Here is a 17,045-nt window from a genome sequence, read left to right as displayed (position 1 = left end):
CGTCCGCCTAACGGTTACGAGCCGTGACCGTCGCCGACGAGTACCGGGCCGGTCGCGCGGCGGTCGCCGTGACCCGGCCGCGCCCGTCCGCCCCGGCGCAGGCGATGGTGACAGCCCTGCGGCACCAGGCCGCCTGCCTGCACGACGCGCGGACGCGACGGCCGGCCGCGTCCGGGGAGCATGAGTGCTCGATCCGGCTGGAAGGGTGGAGGAGTTCACGACAGGGAGTTCTCCTCGCGGAGGACGCGCCGCAGGACCTTGCCGAGCATGTTGCGCGGCAGCTCTGGGCGGAACTCGACGAAGGTGGGCACCTTGTACTCGATGAGCTGCTGCGCGCAGTAGGCCCGCAGCTCGTCCTGGCTCGGCCGGTGGGGCTGCCGGGGGATGACGTACGCGGCGACCGCCTCGCCGTGGCCCGGCTCCGGGACTCCGACGACGGCCGCCTCCTCGACGGCCGGATGCGCCTGCAGGACGGCCTCGACCTCCGAAGGGTAGACGTTGAAGCCGTCGACGATGATGACGTCCCGTTTGCGGTCGATGAGGGTGAAGTAGCCGTCCGGGCTCATCACCGCGATGTCCCCGGTACGGAACCAGCCGTCGCGGGAGAGGCTCTCCGCGGTCTCGGCGGGCTGGTTCCAGTAGCCGGCGAAGACCTGGGGACCGCGGATCAGCAGTTCGCCCGGGTAGCCGACCGGGAGGACGCGTGAGGGGTCGTTCTCGTCGACGATGCGCGCCTCGGTGCCGGGCAGGGGGGTTCCCACGGACACGTGCCGGGCGTTCCCGTCGAGGGGGTTGGCCATGACCACCGGTGACGTCTCCGTCATTCCGTATCCCTGGATGACGTGGCCGCCCGTTCCCGTCTTGAACGCGTCGACCGTCGTACGGGCGAGCCTCATCGCCCCCGAGACGCAGGTGCGGATCGAGCCCACGCCCGCCTTCTTCGCCTCGGGCGCGGCGGCGAGCTGCTGGAAGATCGGCGGAACGCCGGGGAACAGGGTCGGCTTGTGCTTGCGGACGGCGTCCAGCACCAGCTCGAGGTCGAAGCGGGGGACGAGCACGACCGTTCCGCCGATCAAGATCGTGCACGTCAGGCAGAACGTCAGGCCGAAGACGTGGAACAGCGGCACGACGGCGAGGGCGACGTCCTGCCCCTGCCGGATCCCCGGATCCCACGCCGTGGTCTGCAGCGCGTTCGCGACGAGGTTGCGGTGGGTGAGCATCGCGCCCTTCGGCCGGCCCGTCGTACCGCCGGTGTACTGCAGGACGGCCAGGTCACGGAACGGATCGACCATCGCCTGCGGGTGCGGCTCGGAGGTCTCCTTGAGCAGATCGTCGAACCAGAGGACCGGCGCCTCCGCCGGCACCTCCGTGCTCAGTTCGGCGGCCAGCCGGCGCGCCCTGGCCAGCGGGAGCTTGAGCAGCTCCCGTTTGACGAAGGGCAGGTAGTCGGGCAGCGAGGTGACGATGACGTGCTGGACCGCCGTGCCGGGCGCCGCCTCGTGGACCGTCGCGTACGCCTTGTCGAAGACGATGACCACGCGCGCCCCCGAGTCGGCGAGCTGGTACCGCAGCTCAGACGCGGTGTACAGCGGATTGGTGGGGACCACGACCGAACCGAGCCGCAGCACCGCGTAGAAGGCGATGACCTCCTGCGGGCAGTTGGGCAGGATGACCGCGACCCGGTCGCCCTTACGGACGCCCAGCCGGGCCAGCGCCATCGCGAAGCGGTCGACCGCGTCCCGGAGCCGGGCGTACGTCATCGAACGGCCGAGGAACTCCAGCGCCCGATGGCCCGGGAACCGGTCGGCGGACGCGTCGAGCAGCCGGGTGAGCGGCACGTCCGGCACGTCGACGTCGGCGGGGACCCCTTCCGCGTAATAACGAAGCCATGGCCTGTCGTCGTAGGGAGTGCGCATTCGCCGACGATCACCACCGTAAGCAGACGAAACCTTTCAGTAACCCTCGCATCATCTGCCGCACAATGCCCAGTCTTCTAGTGATGTGGAGCAAATGCGCGGTCAGGATCGGCGCCCAGCTGGACCGCATCCTGCGGCCGTGACCGCGGCGTGAAGACGCGGTGCCGGATGACGAACGCGTGGATCGTGCCGCCGAACCAGCGGATCGGCGAAGTTGTCCACAGATCCTCGGGCGGGGCTGTCGGGGGAGATGCCGGGGACGGGAGGCTCGGGGCATGAGGTCGAACACATTGCGGCTCCGGTCGCCCGCCGACGTCGTCGCCGCCATCCCCTATCTCGTCGGGTTCCACCCCACCGACAGTGTCGTCGTGCTGTGCTGCGGCGGCTCGGACGGCGCATACGCGATCCGGCTCGACTTAACCGCCTCCGACGCTCTCCTCGACCACGTCACCGAGCTCATCACCCGGCGCCGGCCCGCCGACGTCATCCTCAGCGGCTACGGCCCGGGCGCACGGGTGACGCCCGTCGTCGAGCGGGTTGGCGACCGCCTCACCCGCGATGGCGTACGGCTCCGCGAGGTGCTGCGCGTCGAGGACGGCCGCTACTGGTCCTACCTGTGCACCGACCCGGCCTGCTGCCCGCCGGAGGGCACGTTCGTCGACGTGCGCGGCAGCGCGGTGGCCGCGGCCGCCATCGCCGGGGGCCTGGTCGCCCTCCCGGACCGCGAGGAGCTGGCGCGGATGATCGCGCCGGTGGGCGGCGAGGCGATGCGGCAGGCCACCGACCGGGCCGAGCGCCGCCTGACCTCCTGGGCCGCCGCGATCGCGGCCGGAGGCGGCGGCATGACCGGCGAGGCCGCCGTCACCTCGGGCGACATGATCCCCGACGGCGCCCGTCCGAACATGGCGCCCGAGACCGGTACGGCCGACCCCGGCGGGACCGGTGTCGGCGGGACCGGCATCAGCGGGACCGGTGTCGGCGGGACCGGTGTCGGCGGAGCCGGCGGCATCGACCGCGGCGGGGCCCGCGTCGGTGGGGTCGGCGTCCGCGTCAGCGGGGTCGACACGGATGAGGCGGGTGGCGGAGGGCCGGGTGCGGCCGACGTCGGCGGGATCGACAGGGGCGGGGCCCGCGTCGGTGGGGCCGATGCGGACGACGCGGCCGGTCGAGGGCCGGGTCGGGCGGACGTCGGAGTGGCGCGGGCTCAGGCGACACGTGGCCGGATGTCGCGGCGGGTGGCCGAGGAGGGAGTGCGGCTGGTCCGGCTCCTCATCGAGCGCGCGCGGGCGGGCGGCGACCCGCCCACCGACGAGGAGGTCGCCTGGCTCGGCGTGCTCCTGGTCAACCTCCGCGTCCGCGACGAGGCGTGGGTGCGCATCGACGACGGCGAGATCGGCGCGCACATCCGGCTCTGGCGTGACGTCGTACGGCGCGTGGCCGAGCCCTACCTGCCGGGGCCGGCCTGCCTGCTGGCGTTCGCCGCCTGGCGGGCGGGCGAGGGTGCGCTGGCCAACCTGGCGCTGGACCGGGCGCTGGCCGCCGACCCGCACTACTCCATGGCCCGGCTGCTGCACGAGCTGTTCGTCAGCGGCCTGCCGCCCTGGTCCGTGCCCCTCGACATCACCCCGGAGCAGCTCGACGAGGCGAGCTGAGGAGCGCGGGCGCGTCGCGAGGCGACCGCCGCCTGGCGGGTGCTGTCCGAAACCGGCAGCGCCCGCCAAGCCGAGCTGCCCGTAAGAGGCAAGCGGACGTATCGCGCAACAAGCAAGCGGATGCCTCGCCCAGGGAGGGAGCTGACGCGCGGCGCAGGAAGAGAGCGGACGTGCTGCGCAGGAAGGGAGCTGACGTGCTGCTCAGGGAGCCGGCGTATCTCCCCGGAAGGGAGCGGAGGTGCCGCCCCGGGCGGGGCGCACGTATTTCCCGGAAGGAAGAAGGATGCTCTCTGGTGAACAAAAGGGACAAGAGCGCACCTGGGGAGGCCACCGCGCGGTCCGCGCACCTGGGGCGAGGCGGCTGAAATAGCTCAACTGGCACATTCTTCGTGCCGAGGCGCCGATAGCGTTTCCGCGTGCGGAGCAAGGGAGATCGATGATCAGACGGATCGCAACAGTGGCGGCGGCCGCCGGGGCACTCCTCCTGGCCGTGCCGGGCACGCCGGCTCACGCCGCGGCGCCCGGCCAAGCGGCCGAGCACATCGACTCCTACTCCGTCATCCTGACGCCGATGCCCGGCGGAGGGCTGCACGTGACCGAGCAGATCCGTTATGTCTTCGGCCCAGGGGAGCACCACGGCATCGACCGCTGGATCCCGGAGCGCTCACGGTACGACGCCCGGCACCGCAGGCTCATGCCCATCAGCGGGTTCCGCGTCGGCAGCCCGAAGGGTCCTGCGGGTGAGGCCACGGTCCGCGACGACCACGGCACGGTGAAGCTGCGCATCGGTGATCCGCACCGGACCGTCACCGGCACGCAGACCTACGAGATCGACTACGACGTCGATCGGGCGCTGACCCGCGATGGTCGCAGGATCTCGCTGACGTGGAACGCTCTCGGCTCCTCCTGGAAGGTCCCGATCTCACGGGTGAACGTGAAAGTCGTCTCTCCCGTCCTGATAACGAGCGTGGCCTGTGTCGCCGGTCGGGAGGGCAGCACGACACCGTGTCCCCCGGGCACGCATACGGGGGCGACCGCCGACTTCTCCACCGCCTTCCTGCCGGCTCACAGCGGCGTCACCATCCGTCTCGGCCTGCAGGGGGCGATGCCCATCGCCCCTCCCCGGCTCGTGGCGGTCAGCGCGCCGTTCGCCGTGACGCGCTTCACCACGTGGGGGCTCGTCGCCGCGGGTGGCCTGTTGGTCATCGCCGCCTGGTGGTTCCTGCCGCGCCGCCGGTCCGGCTTCGGACGCCGGTACCGTGTGAGGCGCCGGTTCGGCCTGGGACGTCGGTACGGCGATGTCTCGGGATTTCCCCCGGACGACCCGCGGATGCGTCCCGGCGTCGCCGCGGTACTCGCGAAGGGCTGGCGCACGGATCGGCACGCCCTCGCCGCCACCTTGGTCGACCTGGCCGTCAGAGGCCACATCCATCTGAAGGCGGAACGGCAGACCTGGGGCGAGAACGAAGTGAGGTTGACCCAGGGAGACGCCGCAGAACGGGGTCTGGTCGGCGTCGAACGCCGGCTCCTCAACGAAATCTTCAGAAGGGATGAGGCCGTCTCCCTCGACAGGGTCTGGACGCTGGCGCCGCAACGTCCGCTCTACGAGGTGCTCGAGCGGGCGCCCGTCGACCTCGGCCTGTACCGCAGGACCCCGTCGGCGCAGGCGCTTCAGTCGAAGCTGCTGGCCTGGTCGGCCGGGATCGCCGGCCTGATCCTGCTCTGCCTCGCCGCCACCTCACCGGCCTTCGCGGGCGGGGGATGGGTGAGCTTGACGCCGATCGTGATCGCGCCGGCGGTCGTGCTGATGGGACACACGGTGCCGCGCCGGGCGTCCGGCGCGCGAGCGGAGGCGCTGGCGAGCGCCTGGCGGCAGGCCGTCTCGGCCGAGCCGCCGAGCGGGGACCCCGGCGAACTGACGCGCACGTTCTCGTACGCCATCGCGTTCGGGGAGGCGGCACGCTGGAGTGACGCGATGGCGTCTCCGGCGCAGGCAGGCGGCCTGAGGTGGTTCGAGGTCGACAGGCCGCTCCAGCCGCGGAAGCACCGGCCGGTGGTCGTCGACCTGCTTCAGGGGCTGTCGGCCGTGTGGCCCCAGCCCGTCACCTCCCGTAGCTCCCGTGGCCGCAGCCGTGGGAGCGGCGGCTTCCTCCGCGGCGACTACGGTGGCGACTCGAGCTTCAGCGGCGGCGGGATGTCCGTGGGCGACGGCGGCGGCGGAGGCGGCGGCGGAAGCTGGTGACGGAACACCGGCGTGGCCGCCTCTCGGTCAGAGGGAGGCGGCGCCGCCCTGGCGTTTGCGGCGCTCGTTGTAATCGCGCATTCGCTGCGGATAGCCGGTGATCTGGACGTCGTACACCGGGAGGCGCAGGTCGCGAGCGACCTTGCGGATGACCTGCGGCGAACCGACGCGGCGGCGGGTCCACTCGCCGTCGGCGGCGATCGCCACGGCGGTGGTGTCGGTCGCGAAGGTCTCGGGCTCGACGTAGAACTCCACGCCCCTGCGGCTGCGGGCGAAGGCCCTGAGCGACTCGATGTCGGCGTTCGTCGCCTCCCGATCCAGAATCGTCACCCGGTTACCCCGCCACCGGCGAATCCCGAAGCGATCGCCCCACCTCATCGGACGCCCTCCCCAGAGCCCGTCGCGATCCCCGCCCCGTCGCAGACGGCTGCCTTATGGGTGGATCGCGCGATTAGTCACGTCTCTAACGCCGACCCATCGTGCAGGGTTCCCGAAGATGGCACCATGCTTTTTCGGCACTTGGTCGACAATGGAACCTCAACAGAAATAGGGAACTAAGGTGCGCGATGTCGCGCAGAAGGCCACGAACGGGGGTCCGATGAGCGTCACCGTCCCATCGAGGACCCTCCGCAGGACGATGGCGGTCGTCGCGGCCGCGCTCGGGCTGGGCTGGCTCAGCGGCCTCGGAGCCCACTCCGCCGCCCCCACGGCGCGTCCGTCCGCGACCGCGGGAGGTACGGCTCCGCGGGCGGCGGCCGGCCGGCCCGCCGCGCGGCTCATGGCCGGGGCCGGGCGATCCGCCGTGCCGCCCGGCCCGCCGAGGTCGCGTCCCGCGGGCGGTGGGCCGGCCGGACCCGCCGCGCGCCCGGCGGACGACCTCACCGCGCGTCTGTGGTACCTCGCCTCGCCGCCGGGGGCCAAGGCCGTCGCGCCCAGACCGCGGGTCGACTGCAGGAAGGTCAAGTGCATCGCGCTGACGTTCGACGACGGCCCCGGCCCGTACACCGCGAAGCTGCTCGACATGCTCGCCGCCCGGCACGTCAAGGTGACGTTCTTCCTCATCGGCGGCAACATCCGCGGCCGTGAGGCGCTGGTCCGGCGCGAGCTGGCCGAGGGGCACGTGGTCGGTGACCACACCTGGTCGCATCCGTCGCTCGATTCGCTGTCCGACGGTGCCATCAAGTCCCAGCTGACGCGCACGCTCGGTGAGATCCGCCGTGCCTCAGGTCACGGGACCGTCCTGATGCGGCCGCCGTACGGCGCCACGAACCGGCGGGTGGCGGCGGTCGCGCGCGGCATGCACATGGCGCAGATCCTCTGGAGCGTCGACACGAACGACTGGCTCGACCGGAACTCGGCGATCGTCGCGCACCGCGCCGTGTCCTGGGCCCACCCCGGTGACATCATCCTGATGCACGACATCCACCCGACGACGGTGAAGGCCGTGCCGAAGATCCTGGCCGGTCTGTCCCGGCGCGGTTTCACGTTCGTGACCGTGCCCGAGCTGTTCGGGGATCGATCGCTCAAGCCGGGCCAGACCTACTTCGACGGACCCGTGCCCCGGCCGAAGAGCACCCGGACGAAGGCCGCCTCGAATCCGAAGGGCGCGCCACAGCCGACCGGCCCGCCCCCTTCCAGGCCCGCGCCGACCGGACACTGACCGCACCGCCCGGCTCCATCCAGGCCCGCGCCGACCGGACACCGACCGCACCGCCCGGCTCCATCCAGGCCCGCGCCGACCGGACACCGACCGCACCGCCCGGCTCGGGGTGCTCGTCCCGCCATGCCGCCGGGTCGAGCGCTCGGCCCCGCTGCCCCGCCCGGCTCGGGGCGCTCGTCTCGCTACGCCGCCGGGTCGGGCGCTCGTCCCGGTGGCCCTCCCGGGTCGGGGGCTCGCGCCGCTGCCCCGTCCGGGTCGGGGGCTCACCCCAGGGACGTATCAGGGGTTTCCCGGATGGCTCTGGAACCGGGCGCGGCGCACGATCGAGGGCATGACCATCTCCACACCGCCCGGCGCGTTGCGCGTCTCCGCCGCCGAACGCGAGCCGATCGTCGACCGGCTGCAGCAGGCCTTCGCCGAGGGCCGTCTCGACAAGGAAGAACTCGACCTGCGGCTGCACCTCGCGATGACGGCCAGGACGCGGGCCGACCTGGACGTGGTGCTCGCGGACCTGGCGCCCGCGCCCGCGGCGCGCGACGTGCCGGCGCCGGTCGGTGAGCCGACCGCCGAACAGCGGGTGCTGGCCGCGCTCGCGCACGTCCTCGGCGCCACCACGCTCTTCCTGGGGCCGCTCGTCATGCTGTGCACCCGCGCGCGCCGGTCGCCGTACGTCCGGCGTCACATCGTGGAGGCCCTCAACTTCCAGCTCACCCTGCTGATGCTGACGGTCGTGACGTTCGGCATCGGTGCGGTCGCGTACGCGGTGAGCTGGATCGTCTGCGGAGTGGCCGCGCTGCTGGGGCTCGCCGGCACGTCGTTCCGGTACCCGTTCACCCTCCGGCTGGTGCGCTGACGCGTCACGGGCGAGGCGCGCCCGTCCTCGGCGCGCGTGAGGCGTGCCCGGTGCTGTGAGGCCGGACCCGGGGATGAGAAGATCGACAGGTGACAGGTCACCAAACCGCGGTCGAGAGGCTCCTGGCCTCCTATCGGGCCATCCCCGAGGGCTCACCGGTCCGGCTGGCGAAACGCACCTCGAACCTGTTCCGGTTCCGCGACGAGATTCAGGCGCCCGGCCTCGACGTCAGCGGCTTCGACAAGGTCCTGAGCGTGGACCCCGAGGCCCGTGTCGCCGACGTCCAGGGCATGACGACGTACGAGGACCTGGTCGACGCGACCCTGCCGCACGGCCTCATGCCGTTCGTCGTACCGCAGCTCAAGACGATCACGCTGGGCGGCGCGGTGACCGGGCTCGGCATCGAGTCGTCGTCGTTCCGGAACGGGCTGCCGCACGAGTCCGTCCTGGAGATGGAGATCCTCACCGGCGCGGGCGAGGTCGTCACCGCCACCCCGGACAACGAGCACCGCGAGCTGTTCTACGGCTTCCCGAACTCCTACGGCACGCTCGGATACGCGCTGCGGCTCAAGATCAAGCTGCAGCCGGTGAAGCCGTACGTGGAGCTGTGGCACGTGCGGTTCTCCTCCGCCCAGGAGTGTGCCCGGGCCATCGACGAGCTCGGCGCCGAGGCGGACTTCATCGACGGCACGGTCTTCGGCCCGGACGAGCTGTACCTCACGCTGGGCCGGTTCGCCGACACGGCCGGGCGTGTCTCGGACTACACCGGACAGGGGATCTACTACCGGTCGATCCGCGACCGGTTCGTCACGCCGCAGTGGCTGCGGCCGGACGGCCCCCCGACCGACGCGCTCACGACGCACGACTACCTCTGGCGGTGGGACACCGACTGGTTCTGGTGCTCGCGGGCGTTCGGCGTGCAGAACCCGCTGGTCCGCCGGGCCTGGCCCGCGTCGAAGAAGCGTTCCGACGTCTACCGCCGGCTGGTCGCGCTCGACAAGCGCCTGCAGACGTCGGCGCGGGTGGACCGCTGGCTCGGCCGTCCGCCCCGTGAGGACGTCATCCAGGACATCGAGGTGCCGGTGGAGCGGCTCCCCGAGTTCCTCGAGTTCTTCCACCGTGAGATCGGGATGAGTCCGGTGTGGCTGTGCCCGCTGCGGGCACAGGACAAGTGGCCGCTGTACCCCCTCAATCCCGGACGCACGTACGTCAACGTCGGGTTCTGGGGGACGGTGCCGCAGAAGCCCGGACGGTTGCCCGAACACCACAACCGGCTGATCGAGCGCGAGGTCGCCCGCCTCGACGGCCACAAATCGTTGTACTCGACGGCCTTCTACACCCGTGAGGACTTCTGGCGGCACTACGACGGCGCTACCTATCGGACCTTGAAGGAGGAGTACGACCCGGAGCGGCGGCTGCTGGATCTTTACGACAAAACCGTACGAGGCAGGTGAAGATGAAGCTGGCGGAGGCATTCGAACGCGTCGTCGGGCGTGACGCGCAGGTCGAGTTCCGGGCGTACGACGAGAGTCGTGCCGGGGCTCTCGGCGCGGACATCCGGGTGGAGGTGAGGTCGCCGTACGCGGTCTCCTATCTCGCCCACGCGCCGGGCGCGCTCGGGCTGGCGCGGGCGTACGTCGCCGGGCACCTCGACGTGATCGGGGACATGTACACGGCGCTGTTCCGGATGCAGTCGGCCATGGGCGAGCTGACCTGGGCCGACAAGGGGACCCTGCTGCGCGGCATCCTGAGCGACCCGCTGCTGCGCGCGGCCGCGCTGACGCGGCTCGACCCGCCGCCGCAGGAGGTGCGGCCGGCCCGCATGCCGCTGCTGTCGGGCCTGCGGCATTCCAAGCGCCGCGACGCGAAGGCGATCTCCCACCACTACGACGTGTCCAACACCTTCTACGAGTGGGTGCTCGGACCGTCGATGGCCTACACGTGCGCGTGCTTCCCCTCGGAGGACGCGACGCTGGAGCAGGCGCAGTACCACAAGTTCGACCTCGTGGCGCGCAAGCTCGGGCTGCGGAAGGGCATGCGGCTGCTCGACGTCGGCTGCGGCTGGGGCGGCATGGTCATGCACGCCGCACGGGAGTACGGCGTGAAGGCGCTCGGCGTGACGCTGTCCAAGCAGCAGGCCGAGTGGGCGCAGAAGGCGATCGCCGAGGCGGGGCTGTCGGAGCTCGCCGAGGTCCGTCACCTCGACTACCGCGACGTCACGGAGGAGGGCTTCGACGCCGTCAGCTCGATCGGCCTGACCGAGCACATCGGCAAGGCGAACGTCCCCGGGTACTTCTCCTTCCTGTACGGCAAGCTCAAGCCGGGCGGCCGGATGCTGAACCACTGCATCACCCGCCCGGACGACAACGAGCCGTCGATCCGCCAGGAGGGCTTCATCAACCGGTACGTCTTCCCGGACGGTGAGCTGGAGGGGCCGGGCTGGCTGATCTCGCGGATGAACGACGCCGGCTTCGAGATCCGGCACGAGGAGAACCTCCGCGAGCACTACGCCAAGACCCTGACCGGCTGGTGCCGCAACCTCGACGACCACTGGGACGAGGCGGTCGCCGAGGTCGGCGAGGGCACCGCGCGCGTGTGGCGGCTGTACATGGCCGGCTCGCGGCTCGGCTTCGACCTGAACTGGATCCAGCTGCACCAGGTGCTCGGCGTCAAGCTGCGGGAGGACGGCGGCTCCGGCATGCCGCTGCGGCCGTCGTTCGAGCCTCCGGCGGCCGGCTGACCACGGCGGCGGGTGGTCGCGGCCGCCGCGACCACCCGCCGGCCACACCGGAGGCCGTGCCCGGCCGGTACGGCGACCGCCTCGATGGGCGCACGCTGGCGGGCGAGCGGCGCCTACGGTCACCGGCTCGAACCGCCGGAGGCCGTGACCTGGCCGATGCGGCGACCGTGTAGGTGGGCAGACCTTGGAGGGCGAGCGGCCCGTACGGTCACCGGCTCCAACCCCCGGAGGCGTGACGCGGCCGGTGCGGCGGCTTACCGTCGGCCTTATGACGGAGATCGCGACCATTGAGGCGAACGGCCTGACGTTCGGCTACCTGGAGGCCGGCAGCGGGCCGCTGGCGCTGTGCCTGCACGGCTTCCCCGACTCGGCGCACACCTGGCGGCATCTGCTTCCGGAGCTGGCCGGCGCCGGCTACCACGCGGTCGCGCCGTTCCTGCGCGGCTATGCGCCCACGGACGTGCCGAAGGACGGCGCCTACCAGGTCGGCGCGCTGGCGGCCGACGCGAACGCCCTGCACGAGGCGTTCGGCGGGGACGCCGACGCGGTGCTGATCGGGCACGATTGGGGCGCCGCCGCGACGTACGCCGCCGTCGCGCACGCTCCGGAGCGGTGGCGGCGGGCGGTGACGATGGCGCTCCCGCCGTTCGGGGCGCTGCTGTCGGGGTTCTTCGACTACGCGCAGCTCAAGCGGTCCTTCTACATCTTCCTCTTCCAGACGCCGCTGGCGGAGGCGGCGGTGCTGACGGAGGACCTGGCGTTCCTCGACGGCCTGTGGGCGGACTGGTCGCCGGGCTACGACGCCGCCCGTGACGTCGCGCACGTCAAGGACTGCCTGCGCGATCCGGAGAACCTGACGGCGGCCATCGGCTACTACCGAACGATGTTCGACCCGTCCCTGCACCTTCCCGCGTACGCCGCCGAGCAGGAGGCGGCCGAGCGCGTCGGCGAGCGGCCGGTCCTCTATCTGCACGGCGCGGACGACGGCTGCCTGGACGCCGGGCTCGTCCGTGACGTCGAGGGGCACCTGCCGCCCGGTTCGAGGTCGCGCATCGTCGCCGGCGCCGGGCACTTCGCGCACCTGGAACGGCCCGGGGAGGTGAACCGGCTCATCCTGGACTGGCTCGCCGGGGACCGGCCCGCACCGGCCGATGCGAAGTAAGTGCCCACTTTGGCAGAATGGGGCCGAATCGCGTTCTAGTCGAGGAGGAACGGCGTGGAGAAGACCCGGCCCGACGGGATCGATCTGACCGAGTGGGACTTCTGGGCGCGCCCGCTCGACGAACGTCACGCGGCGTTCCGTACGCTGCGGGGGCTGGCCCGGCCGGCGTTCTTCCGGGAGCCGGAGCTGTCCTTCGTGCCGCCGGGACCCGGCTACTACGCGCTGGTCACCCATGCGGACGTCGTCGAGGCCTCGCGCCGGCCCGCCGACTTCTGCTCCGGGCAGGGCGCGATCAACATCAACGACATGCCGGCCGACCTCAACGAGTACTTCGGCTCGATGATCAACATGGACGACCCGCGGCACGCCAAGATCCGCCGGATCGTCTCGCGCGCCTTCTCGCCGCGCATGATCCAGCGGTTCGAGGACCAGGTGCAGGCCGTCGCCGAGCAGGTCGTCGAGGAGGTCCTGGCCAAGGGCGGCGGCGACTTCGTCACCGACGTCGCCGCCCGGCTCCCGCTGAAGATCATCTGTGACCTGATGGGGATCGACGAGGCGCACTACAAGACCGTCTTCGACAACTCCAACATCATCCTCGCCGGCGCCGACACCGAGTTCGTCGCCGAGGAGGCCGACCAGGTCGCGCTGCAGCTCCTGCAGGCGGGACAGACGCTGAAGGACCTCGTCGAGGACCTCGGCCGCAAGCGCCGCGAGGAGCCGACCGGCGACCTCACCTCCGCACTGGTGAACGCCAACATCGACGGCGAGTCGCTGACCGACCAGGAGCTCGGCTCGTTCTTCATCCTCCTGGTCGTCGCCGGCAACGAGACCACCCGCAACGCCATCGCCCACGGCCTGCACCTGCTCACCGAGAACCCCGGGCAGCGGGAACTGCTCGCGTCGGACTTCGAGCGGTACATTCCGGGCGCCGTGGAGGAGATCGTGCGGTACGCCTCACCGGTCATCTGGATGCGGCGAACGGCGACCCGCGACACCGAGCTGAACGGGCGCGCGTTCGCGGCCGGCGACAAGCTGATCCTCTACTACTGGTCGGCGAACCGGGACGAGACGGTGTTCACCGACCCGGAGGTCTTCGACATCACCCGCGATCCCAACCCCCATGTCGGCTTCGGTGGCCCCGGCCCGCACTTCTGCCTCGGCGCCCACCTGGCCCGCCGGGAGATCACCGTGATGTTCCGCGAGCTGTTCCGCAAGGCCCCGGGCATCCGCGCCACGGGGCAGCCCGACCGCCTGCTGTCCAACTTCATCAACGGCATCAAGCACCTGCCCTACACCGTCTGACGCCACGGCGCCCGCGGCCCCTTCCCGTGATCCGCCTCGCGGGAAGGGGCCGCGTCGTGCGGCGGCTGCTGTTACCTTGGTAACATGGTAACAGTTGAGCGCGTGCAGACCGGGTTGCGGATCGAGCGCACCACCCTGAAGGTCCTCAAGGGACTCGCCGAGTATCTCGACATGCCCCTCGGCGAACTCGTCGAAGGCGTGGTGCTGCACGCCTTCGAGGGCAGGGCGCCGTTCTCCTCCGAGACCCTGCACAAGATCGAGCAGCTTCGCTCGGTGTACGGTCTGACGCTGACCGCCGCCGACGCCCACCGGCTGGAGGAGCGATGACGGCCGGCGGCGCCGGCGGCCGCGCCGCATCGGGGACGGACCCGGCCTCCGGCGGGACGGCGGGCCGGTGCGTCCTCACCGGCACGGTCCGCGTCGGGCTTCCGCCCGCGGAGGCGTTCCGTCTCTTCACGCCGGTCGGCGAGCGCGACTGGGTGGACGGCTGGGACCCGCGCTTCCCGGTTCCCGCCGGCGATGACACCGTGCCGGGCACGGTCTTCGAGACGACGGACCACGGCCGTACGACCACCTGGGTGGTCACGGGCCGCGAGCCCGGACGCGCCGTCGCGTACGCCCGCGTCACCCCCGGCGACCGCGCGGGGACCGTGTCCGTCGTCCTGGAGGGCGCCGACGGCGGGGACGGCGGGGACGGAGGAGGGACGGCGGCGACCGTCACCTACGAGCTGACCGCGCTCACCGAGGCGGCACGGGAGGATCTGCGCATCTTCGCCGCCGGCTATCCGGCGTTCCTGCGCTCCTGGGAGGAGGCGATCGCCGGCGCGCTGGGACGCCCGGCTCCGTCCGCCGTACCTCCGGCGTCCTTGCGTCTGCGATAGTCTTGAGGTATGCGATCTCGGCTGCTCCTCAGCCGGCCGCGCTGACCCGAGCCGTCAGCGCGGCAGCCCCTCCTGCGTGAGGGGCGTTCTCATGCCAGGGGCACGGTTCACCGCCACCCGAAGCCGTGCGAATCAGACGAGGAACCATGACAGGCGCCGACGAGAACTACGACCCACGGACGATCCAGGACAAGTGGCAGGCCCGGTGGGAGGAGCTGAAGCCCTTCGCGGCGAGCGAGGACCCCGCCGACGAGCGGCCCCGCAAGTACGCGCTGGACATGTTCCCGTACCCCTCCGGCGACCTCCACATGGGTCACGCCGAGGCGTTCGCGATCGGTGACGTGGTCGCGCGGTACTGGTTCCAGAAGGGCTACAACGTCCTGCACCCCATCGGCTGGGACTCCTTCGGTCTGCCGGCCGAGAACGCCGCGATCAAGCGCAACTCCCACCCCGCCGAGTGGACGTACACCAACATCGACACCCAGGCGGAGTCCTTCAAGCGTTACGCGACCTCCTTCGACTGGTCGCGCCGGCTGCACACCTCCGACCCGGAGTACTACCGCTGGAACCAGTGGCTGTTCCTGCGCTTCTACGAGCGCGGCCTGGCGTACCGCAAGGGCGGTCAGGTCAACTGGTGCCCGAACGACCAGACCGTGCTGGCCAACGAGCAGGTCGTCAACGGACAGTGCGAGCGGTGCGGCGCGGTGGTCGAGAAGCGCGTCCTGACGCAGTGGTACTTCAAGATCACTGAGTACGCCGACCGGCTGCTGGCCGACATGGCGGAGCTGGAGTGGCCCGAGCGGGTGCTGCTGATGCAGCGCAACTGGATCGGCCGTTCCGAGGGCGCCGACGTCACCTTCCAGATCGAGGGGCGCGCCGAGCCGATCACCGTCTACACCACCCGGCCGGACACGCTGCACGGCGCGACGTTCTTCGTCGTGGCCGCCGACGCTCCGCTGGCCGACGAGATCTGCGCGCCGGAGCAGCGCGCGGAGTTCGAGGCCTACCGTGACGCGGTCCGCCGCGAGACGGAGATCGAGCGGCTGGCCACCGACAAGGAGAAGACCGGCGTCTTCCTGGGCCGCTACGCGATCAACCCGGTGAACGGCGAGCGCATCCCCGTGTGGGCCTCCGACTACGTCCTGGCGGAGTACGGCCACGGCGCGATCATGGCGGTGCCCGCCCACGACCAGCGCGACCTGGACTTCGCCCGCAAGTTCGGCCTGCCGGTCCGCGTCGTCGTGCACACCGGCGAGGCGGACCCGGGCGAGACCGGGGTCGCCACGCCCGGCGAGGGCGAGCTGGTCAACTCCGGCCCGCTGGACGGCCTGACCAAGTCCGCCGCCATCCCCCGGATCGTGGAGATCCTGGAGGAGAAGGGCCTGGGCAAGGCCGCCGTCAACTACCGGCTGCGCGACTGGCTGATCTCCCGTCAGCGGTTCTGGGGCACGCCGATCCCGATCATCCACTGCGAGGCGTGCGGCGAGGTCCCGGTCCCCGACGACCAGCTGCCCGTGCGCCTGCCGGACGACCTGCGCGGCGCCGACCTGGCCCCGAAGGGCGTGTCGCCGCTGGCCGCCGCCGAGACCTGGGTGAACGTCCAGTGCCCCAAGTGCGGTGGTCCGGCCAAGCGCGACACCGACACGATGGACACCTTCGTCGACTCCTCCTGGTACTTCCTGCGGTACTGCTCGCCGGGGTACGAGGACGGCCCGTTCGACGCCGAGAAGGTGCGCCGGTGGATGCCGGCCGACCAGTACACCGGCGGTGTCGAGCACGCCATCCTGCACCTGCTGTACGCCCGGTTCTTCACCAAGGTGCTGTACGACATGGGCCTGGTGGACTTCACCGAGCCCTTCAAACGGCTGGTCAACCAGGGCCAGGTCATCCTGAACGGCTCGGCGATGTCCAAGTCGACCGGCAACCTGGTCGACCTGGGCGAGCAGATCGCCGAGTACGGCGTCGACGCCGTACGGCTGACGATGATCTTCTCGGGGCCGCCGGAGGACGACATCGACTGGGCCGACGTGTCCCCGTCGGGGTCGGTGAAGTTCCTGGCGCGGGCCTTCCGCGTGGCCGCCGACGTGACGTCCGCGCCCGACGCGGACCCGGCGACCGGCGACGTCGAGCTGCGCAAGGTGACGCACCGGACGATCGACGAGGTCACCCGGCTGGTCGAGGCGCACCGCTACAACGTGGCGATCGCGCGGATGATGGAGCTGACCTCCGCGGCGCGTAAGGCCATCGACGCGGGTGCGGGCGCCGGCGACCCGGCGGTCCGCGAGGCCGCCGAGACCCTGGCGGTCATGCTGTCGCTGGTCACTCCGTACACCGCCGAGGAGATGTGGGAGCGGCTGGGCCGTACGGCTCCGGTGGTCAAGGCGGGCTGGCCGGTCGCCGAGCCCGCACTGCTGGTGCAGGAGTCGGTGACCTGCGTGGTCCAGGTGGCGGGCAAGGTCCGCGACCGCCTGGAGGTGTCCCCGGACATCGCCGAGAGCGACCTGGAGCGCCTGGCGCTGGACTCCGAGAAGGTCCGGGCGGCCCTGGGCGACCGGGGCGTCCGTAAGGTCGTCGTCCGCGCCCCGAAGATCGTCAACATCGTGCCCGCCTGATCATGAGCATGGTGCCCGCCTGAAC

Annotated in this window: 13 protein-coding genes; 11 read left to right on the top strand and 2 right to left on the bottom strand. The window is 71.5% G+C overall.

The features are described 5' to 3' along the window. Positions 1-215: 215 nt before the first annotated feature. Complete coding sequence (locus NE234_RS10485; protein WP_252778703.1) at positions 216-1,916, bottom strand: AMP-binding protein; 1,701 nt, start codon at positions 1,914-1,916, stop codon at positions 216-218. 275 nt (positions 1,917-2,191) lie between these two features. Here NE234_RS10485 and NE234_RS10480 point away from each other — a divergent pair, with 275 nt between their 5' ends. Both NE234_RS10480 and NE234_RS10475 read left to right on the top strand, forming a co-directional pair. Then, on the top strand, positions 2,192-3,568 hold the full coding sequence (locus tag NE234_RS10480; protein WP_252778702.1) for a DUF4192 domain-containing protein: 1,377 nt from the start codon (positions 2,192-2,194) through the stop codon (positions 3,566-3,568). A 436-nt stretch (positions 3,569-4,004) separates the two neighbouring features. Further along, entirely contained in the window at positions 4,005-5,810 is a 1,806-nt protein-coding gene (locus NE234_RS10475) for a DUF2207 domain-containing protein (protein WP_252778701.1), read from the top strand. Between the two features lie 27 nt (positions 5,811-5,837). On the opposite strand, the gene NE234_RS10470 is transcribed toward NE234_RS10475, so the two are convergent. Continuing rightward, entirely contained in the window at positions 5,838-6,188 is a 351-nt protein-coding gene (locus NE234_RS10470; protein ID WP_252778700.1) for a hypothetical protein, read from the bottom strand. Between the two features lie 181 nt (positions 6,189-6,369). Here NE234_RS10470 and NE234_RS10465 point away from each other — a divergent pair, with 181 nt between their 5' ends. From NE234_RS10465 to leuS, 9 genes are all read left to right on the top strand, one after another. Further along, the gene (locus tag NE234_RS10465; RefSeq protein ID WP_252778699.1) at positions 6,370-7,470 is read left to right on the top strand and encodes a polysaccharide deacetylase family protein; all 1,101 of its coding nucleotides are present in this window, start codon (positions 6,370-6,372) and stop codon (positions 7,468-7,470) included. A 331-nt stretch (positions 7,471-7,801) separates the two neighbouring features. Further along, on the top strand, positions 7,802-8,323 hold the full coding sequence (locus tag NE234_RS10460; RefSeq protein WP_252778698.1) for a DUF1707 and DUF4870 domain-containing protein: 522 nt from the start codon (positions 7,802-7,804) through the stop codon (positions 8,321-8,323). Between the two features lie 89 nt (positions 8,324-8,412). Beyond that, the gene (locus NE234_RS10455) at positions 8,413-9,777 is read left to right on the top strand and encodes an FAD-binding oxidoreductase (RefSeq protein WP_252778697.1); all 1,365 of its coding nucleotides are present in this window, start codon (positions 8,413-8,415) and stop codon (positions 9,775-9,777) included. Positions 9,778-9,779: 2 nt separating this feature from the next. Further along, entirely contained in the window at positions 9,780-11,063 is a 1,284-nt protein-coding gene (locus NE234_RS10450; protein WP_252778843.1) for a class I SAM-dependent methyltransferase, read from the top strand. 268 nt (positions 11,064-11,331) lie between these two features. Further along, on the top strand, positions 11,332-12,225 hold the full coding sequence (locus NE234_RS10445) for an alpha/beta fold hydrolase (RefSeq protein WP_252778696.1): 894 nt from the start codon (positions 11,332-11,334) through the stop codon (positions 12,223-12,225). 54 nt (positions 12,226-12,279) lie between these two features. Then, a complete protein-coding gene (locus NE234_RS10440; RefSeq protein WP_252778695.1) occupies positions 12,280-13,527 on the top strand; it encodes a cytochrome P450 in 1,248 nt (415 codons plus the stop codon). An 84-nt stretch (positions 13,528-13,611) separates the two neighbouring features. Beyond that, the gene (locus NE234_RS10435; RefSeq protein WP_252778694.1) at positions 13,612-13,854 is read left to right on the top strand and encodes a hypothetical protein; all 243 of its coding nucleotides are present in this window, start codon (positions 13,612-13,614) and stop codon (positions 13,852-13,854) included. Further along, a complete protein-coding gene (locus NE234_RS10430; protein WP_252778693.1) occupies positions 13,851-14,408 on the top strand; it encodes a hypothetical protein in 558 nt (185 codons plus the stop codon). The genes NE234_RS10435 and NE234_RS10430 overlap by 4 nt, the downstream gene beginning before the upstream one ends. 146 nt (positions 14,409-14,554) lie before the next feature. After that, complete coding sequence (gene leuS / locus NE234_RS10425) at positions 14,555-17,020, top strand: leucine--tRNA ligase (protein ID WP_252778692.1); 2,466 nt, start codon at positions 14,555-14,557, stop codon at positions 17,018-17,020. Positions 17,021-17,045: the final 25 nt, after the last annotated feature.

Origin of the sequence: Actinoallomurus rhizosphaericola, assembly GCF_024055675.1 — a bacterium.
Classification (GTDB): Bacteria; Actinomycetota; Actinomycetes; order Streptosporangiales; family Streptosporangiaceae; genus Actinoallomurus; species Actinoallomurus soli.
Note: the sequence above shows the minus strand (reverse complement) of the source record. Positions and strands in the feature narration are given on the sequence as shown.